Source organism: Lysinibacillus capsici, from assembly GCF_003367505.1.
GTDB lineage: Bacteria > Bacillota > Bacilli > Bacillales_A > Planococcaceae > Lysinibacillus > Lysinibacillus capsici.
In genome coordinates this window covers 1-2,415 of record NZ_PXXX01000036.1, presented here as the reverse complement: position 1 = coordinate 2,415, position 2,415 = coordinate 1, and the positions used below count along the sequence as shown (strand labels likewise).

Below are 2,415 nucleotides of genomic sequence, written 5' to 3'. Positions count from 1 at the left end.
TCTTTAATTTCATCAGCAATCAGACTTGTAACATCGTAATCAGCATCGTCGATCACTTCTTGTGATACGGGAATATAGCCACGGTAGGTTGCAATATCATATTTCACTTCTGTGATAGTAGGTTTTGCTAGTTCTGGATTCGCAGCAAGTTCAGCAACAGAGTTCATTTTTGAGCCTGATTTTTTAATAACTGGGTACTTACCAGATCCACTATTAACTTTTGCCACATTGACTAATTTAGATAAGTCAATTTCTTCTGTTGGGGTAACCTGTGGGCTTAGTAGTTCTTCTGGAATTAAAGCTCCGCCTTCTACGGATGTAAATCCTGCACGTTCTTTTAAAGAACCTTTTGAGCGAACATATTCGTTAATTGCTTCGCGTGTTTCCACTTTATTTGTCATTGATCGTTTGCCTCCTGCATTCGGTTTTTTTTGATTTGTTGCCTCAATCTCATTTTCAATTTCCGCAATTTCATCTTCTAATGATGTTTTTTCATCTTTCGCATTTGTGAGGGCTTCTTCGGTATCTTTTACTTGTGCTTCTAGTAAATTTAAATCTTCTTCCGAGTCAATTTCCTCAATAGCTCCTTCAAACTCGTTTAGCTTAGTAATTAATTCAGTAATTTTTTCTTCTACAGATTTTAATGAGCTACGTTTCATCGTTAATTTAGCTCCTAATAAAACTGGATTAGCCATTAGATAATCGCTCCTTTAATTGTTTTTTACGTTGTTCTAATTTTTGTTTCTGCATGGCTTCAACATCTTTTTGACGTGCTGCAATATCTGTTTGAGGATACGCAGGAAAAGCCGTAATGGATACTTCTAAGAGTTCAGCTTCTATTACGCGCCATTTATAAGTACCGTCCTCTCTTGGCATGTACTCTTCTTTAATAGGGTAGAATCCAAATGAACAGCCGCGCACTTTGCCTGTTTGTACTTTTCTATAAGCACTCTTTGCGTTCGGGTCTTCTAAGTCGATTACTGCACGCCCCCATAACCCTTTATTGTCCGATTTGATTTCTAAAGTACCACTACCAAAACTAGCAAGTACAATTCTAGAGTCGTGGTTATCTAAGCACATAATATCGTTGTTTCGTAAACTTGTTTCAAATGCTCCTGGAGCAATTTCTTCATAGGCTCCTTGCCATAGTTCCGTTTCTTGGTCGTAGAGTACAAAATAGCCCTCAATTACTGCCTCGTTTTCATTCTCCACTGCTCTTGTTTGTAAGTCTGATGTAAAATGCATGTGACGTTTTTTACTCATCATTCTCACCACCTTTCAACTTCGATTGTTCGCCTAACTTATTCGCAGGGATATAGTTTTCTAAGATGATAAGCTCTTGCATCTCTACATCTGGATCAAGCCCTACCCAATCTCGTAACTCATTACGTCTCATTGCGTTCCTATCAACCATTTGTGTGCCTGCTGATACCATTTCATCTAAGTTGTAACTGTATAAACTACGTGGATTTAAACGGAAAAACCAGTTTGGATTGTATAAAAGATCTCGCGTTAATGTTTGCGCTATAATTTGACCAATTGCATAAATACGTGTGTTAATAAAATTGTTGTAAGTGTCCTTATTAAACTCACCAACTCCAAGAAAAAAAGCTGGGACATCTAAAAGTCCAGCTACCGTTTTCTTATCCAATTCAACACCCTCATTAATCGCAATATCCTTTAATGACAGTGGCTTTATCTGATGCACATTGATTAAATCCGCAGGCACTACCCAGGGTTTCCCACCATCCGTTTCGTCCACATACTTTTTAAGGATACTGTCACGACCTTCTTTTGTTGTCATTTCCTCGGTCATTGCATCGACTGCTAAAATCAAAGACGGCATATACTTACCACTCATAAAACTATTTTTCGTTTTATTTGCCTGCGCTAAATTCTTCACTACGTCGTGCAAAGCGACTCGATACCCCTTGCCCTTATACGGATAATTGGGGTCAGGATTCAGAACAAAATGAAGCACTTCTTCAGGCTTGTAAGTAACCCCTTCGTGGTTAATAAGGTAGTTGCCATCTAAATCTTCGTAGGAGACTGCCTGCATCTGAAATGGTGTTAGGTCTTCAATTAATCCAGTCTTTTTATCCACACCGATATGAACGATTGAGTTTCCATTTCCATATAAAAGTAAATCTGAAACGATTTTATATAGCCACCCTTTACGTGTCATATTTCGGTGTGGTTCAATATCAATCTTTCTAGACAATGAGTTACGTACTCGTTTGTCACCTTGTTCGGTATTTTCCATTAAATGAATGGTCATATTAGATACCAAGTCAGCAATCTTATTAACCGCAATCACAACGTCTGGATGCTCTGACAATTTCACATATCCTAATGCGTCAATATCTCCAAAAGAAATTGGAATCGACGACGTTACAGACCTTTGTTTCTTCTTAC

3 protein-coding genes are annotated in these 2,415 nt (G+C 38.1%); all 3 read right to left on the bottom strand.

The annotated features are described in order from the left end of the window. On the bottom strand, positions 1-695 hold a 695-nt coding region (locus C7B89_RS22715; RefSeq protein ID WP_115674651.1), incomplete at its 3' end, for a phage major capsid protein. Next, positions 688-1,263, bottom strand: a complete 576-nt coding sequence (locus C7B89_RS22710; RefSeq protein ID WP_115674650.1) for an HK97 family phage prohead protease — start codon at positions 1,261-1,263, stop codon at positions 688-690. The genes C7B89_RS22715 and C7B89_RS22710, both read right to left, overlap by 8 nt. Beyond that, on the bottom strand, positions 1,256-2,415 hold a 1,160-nt coding region (locus tag C7B89_RS22705), incomplete at its 5' end, for a phage portal protein (protein ID WP_115674649.1). The genes C7B89_RS22705 and C7B89_RS22710, both read right to left, overlap by 8 nt.

What these genes read in the sequence shown, in the direction of transcription:
- C7B89_RS22710 (WP_115674650.1), bottom strand. Translation starts at nt 1,263, where the DNA reads ATGAGTAAAAAACGTCACATGCATTTTACATCAGACTTACAAACAAGA.